This is a genomic window from Bacillus sp. 166amftsu, assembly GCF_900107445.1.
GTDB classification, from domain to species: Bacteria; Bacillota; Bacilli; order Bacillales; family Bacillaceae_G; genus Bacillus_A; species Bacillus_A arachidis.
In genome coordinates this window covers 1-3,507 of sequence record NZ_FNQA01000058.1, presented here as the reverse complement: position 1 = coordinate 3,507, position 3,507 = coordinate 1, and the positions used below count along the sequence as shown (strand labels likewise).

General features: G+C 35.3%; 3 protein-coding genes and 1 pseudogene. 1 reads left to right on the top strand and 3 read right to left on the bottom strand.

What is annotated here, in order from left to right; all coding sequences use genetic code 11:
* Nucleotides 1–516: 516 nt before the first annotated feature.
* Together BLV40_RS27695 and BLV40_RS27690 are read right to left on the bottom strand one after the other, a co-directional pair.
* Complete coding sequence (locus BLV40_RS27695) at nt 517–1,455, bottom strand: Rpn family recombination-promoting nuclease/putative transposase (RefSeq protein WP_090695839.1); 939 nt, start codon at nt 1,453–1,455, stop codon at nt 517–519.
* A 74-nt stretch (nt 1,456–1,529) separates the two neighbouring features.
* Nucleotides 1,530–1,769 (bottom strand): annotated as a pseudogene (locus BLV40_RS27690) (recombinase family protein); the annotation flags it as partial.
* A gap of 136 nt (nt 1,770–1,905) precedes the next feature.
* Here BLV40_RS27690 and tnpB point away from each other — a divergent pair.
* Nucleotides 1,906–3,033: an IS200/IS605 family element RNA-guided endonuclease TnpB gene (tnpB, locus tag BLV40_RS27685; RefSeq protein WP_090695837.1), complete on the top strand. Its 1,128-nt coding sequence runs from the start codon at nt 1,906–1,908 to the stop codon at nt 3,031–3,033.
* Between the two features lie 358 nt (nt 3,034–3,391).
* Here the strand turns inward: tnpB and BLV40_RS28280 are convergent.
* Nucleotides 3,392–3,507, bottom strand: a 116-nt coding sequence (locus BLV40_RS28280) for a thiol-activated cytolysin C-terminal domain-containing protein (protein ID WP_139265644.1), incomplete at its 5' end; no start/stop codon positions are given.

Below are 3,507 nucleotides of genomic sequence, written 5' to 3'. Positions count from 1 at the left end.
CTTGAATTGTTTTCCTTTAAAATATCTCATGTCTGATTCTCCTATATCCTGTTTTCTAGAGTGTAGCTTCATGTAGAAAACTTTGCAACAGAACCTCAGTATGTCCAAGTTTTAGAGATTGTTTGTAATTGACCTGAAGTTTTTGCACCAGAACCCGATTCTGGGTATGAGGAGCCACCCTGGGATTTAATTACAAATCAAAAAAGAACTTTATTCAAGTTCTTTTAATCTACGATATAGAACTGCCTGACTCACTCCTGTGATTTGGCATATTTCCATAACAGTTTTATTGGAGCACGGCAACTACTTGGATATTAAGTCTGCAAATTAGAAAGCCATTATTCCCTCTTTGGGAGTCTTACAAATACCTGGTTTAGTAGTTACTAAATATCCTTTAAATGCCTACGTGACCATCGAACATCATTATACCATTACGGATCCTTCCCATCTTTAGTACAGTCAGCATAATAAAAAGCTTTGCGAAATTATTCGCAAAGCTTTTGTAATGACATGTAATTATAATAGTAATTTTCGTATCTCTTCTGTACTTAGACCAGTGAATTTTGCAATGTCTTCTAACGGCATACCATTCTTATGCATACCACAAATTAATTGGATTTTCCCTTGTTCTATGCCTTCTTCTCGCCCTTTTTGGATCCCCTTTTGAAGGCCTTTTTGAATCCCTTTTTCTAAACCTTCCTCTAAACCTTCTTCACGAGCGTGAGCCAACTTAGCCTGTTCATCAAGAAGTAGCTTCTCACGAGCCTCGTAGGCTGTTCGGAAAGAGGAGTCATGGCTCATATTTTCCCATTTATTTATTGCTTTTTGTAAAATTGGATCTTGATTCATTGCAATCTCCTCCAATGTTTGAGTTAAATGTTCATCTTCATGTGCTGGTAGTAATAACATCCATCGAACAAATGTATTTTCCCATGGGTTTACTTTTTCTTCACGCCACTGTTTGATCAATTTCGGTATCTCTACAAAATGGATTTCAATATCGTCACTTAATACCTGTTGCGATTTTGTATTCCATAATTGTCCGATGGTATGAAATACTTCATCGTCAGAAAATAACATAAAATCTAATAAGTTAATGGTAATGGTTTTCCGAAGGGAACGATATGGCATCCCTTCTTGCATTTGGGACGTATAGAGTTTACTCCAATAATATAAAGATCGCTTTACCATATCATGTGTATTCCGAAGCTGAATTTCTATGTTTACTTGCGTCCCATTATCTAGTGTTGCTAATAAGTCTAATATTGATAACTTATCATCTTCATAAGATTTATGAAGATGAGGATCTTCTAGTTGTAGAGATTTAATAGGTACATCCAAAGACTCTTCTAAGATTGCGTTTAGAAATCCGGTTAATATCTCTTCATTCCCTTTTGTGCCGAATAACTGTTTAAAAGCAAAATCAATGCGTAAATTTACTAATTTTGTGGACATGGATTTCCTCTCCCTGTCTTACTTTTCTTATTATTATTTTATAATTAAACTCTCTATACAAGCAAATGCTACTTTTACCATTGTAGCTCCAATTCATCACAGTACACATCTAACTCTGTAAAACAGTTTTGTAAATCCGCTTCAAAATCAATTGCACGAATTATACTATCTACCTTTTGTTCTAAATCTGAAATTGTGGTGTAAGGAACATAGAATATATACTTTCCCGAACGTTGTTCCATATTATATTGTGATATGAGAAAGGTTTCAATATTCTCTTGAACTTTCCCCTTTCCTCGTACAAATTTATCATGTTCCGCCAGAAGACTCCTTCCTCAAAAATACGAAGGTGTGAAACACCAATTTTAGGTGGGAGATGAATGGCGGTAGGCGTAAGCCTACGTTTTTTAGTATACTGTAGCTATCATACCAAAAAGTGAGGTGCAACCCATGTTAGTAAATAAGGCATATAAATTTCGTATCTATCCGAATAAGAAACAAGAAATATTAATTGCTAAAACGATTGGGTGCAGCCGCTTTGTATTTAACCATTTTCTTGCTCTTTGGAATGATACCTATAAAGAAACAGGAAAAGGATTAACCTATCCTTCTTGCTCTGCCGAGCTAACTCAATTAAAAAAGAAACAGGATACGATTTGGTTAAAAGAAGTCGATAGTATTGCCCTTCAATCCACATTAAAAAACCTCGCAGATGCTTTTTCACGTTTTTTCAAGAAACAGAATGATATTCCACGATTCAAGTCTAAAAAGAATAAAGTTCAGTCATACACAACCAAACAAACGAACGAAAATATTGCAATTGTAGGCAACAAAATGAAATTACCGAAACTTGGCATGGTTCGTTTTGCCAAAAGTCGTGAAGTAGAAGGTCGTATTTTAAATGCAACGATTCGACGCAACACAAGTGGTAGATACTTTGTATCTGTCCTTGTCGAAACAAAAGTACAAGAAATACCTAAAACTGAATCCAATTGTGGAATTGATGTTGGATTAAAAGATTTTGCTATTCTTTCTGATGGAACAACATACAAGAACCCTAAATTTTTCCGTATATTAGAAGAAAAGTTAGCGAGAGCACAGCGTATCCTTTCCAGAAGAACGAAAGGTTCTTCGAACTGGAATAAACAACGCGTGAAAGTTGCGAGAATCCATGAACATATTGCAAATACAAGAGCTGATTACTTACATAAACTCTCTACTGAAGTCATCAAAAACCAAGATGTCATCGGTATGGAAGACTTACAAGTCAGTAACATGCTCAAAAATGGAAAACTTGCAAAAGCGATTAGTGAAGTATCTTGGTCACAATTTCGAACTATGCTGGAATATAAAGCGAAATGGTATGGCAAACAAGTTGTGGTGGTATCTAAAACATTTGCCTCTAGTCAGTTATGTTCCAATTGTGGATACAAAAACAAAGATGTTAAAAACCTAACAATTCGTGAGTGGGATTGTCCTTCTTGTGACACACATCACCATAGAGATTGGAATGCAGCGCTCAATCTTAGAAACGAAGCAATTCGTCTCTTAACCGTAGGAACTACGTGGATAGCCTAATATCCATTAGAGTTCGATAGAACTCTGTACTTAGGAATCTCCCACTTCAAACAGTCCGTAAGGACGTTAAGTGGTGAGTAGTTCAAAAGAAATAAATGTGTTCTTAAAAGTATACTTTTACAGACGAGTTGAAGGGCTCACTTAAGACTACATACAACAAATCTAAAACGTACATTTTTAGGACATAGTTTCTAGAGTGAGTTTTTGTGGAAGTTTCCAGCAAAAAAACAGCGAAAATCGATCGATATCAGATTGCTCAGAAAATACTTATTTTTGAGAGGTGATAGCTACAACAATTATATAGAGAAGTATGATATATTTGAAAAAGCGCCCTGTTTACAGGGCGCTTCACTTTTACCTAATGACTAATATTAGCACTTGGGTATAATGTTGTTCCTCCAATTGAAACTTTTATTTCATTTGTTAATGGAACATTTTGTTCATTAATAATTGTTCTCCACCATTCCCATGCAA

Excerpts from the sequence above, each read along its gene's own strand:
- BLV40_RS27695 (WP_090695839.1), bottom strand. The coding sequence starts at position 1,455 with ATGTCCACAAAATTAGTAAATTTACGCATTGATTTTGCTTTTAAACAG.
- tnpB (WP_090695837.1), top strand. The coding sequence starts at position 1,906 with ATGTTAGTAAATAAGGCATATAAATTTCGTATCTATCCGAATAAGAAA.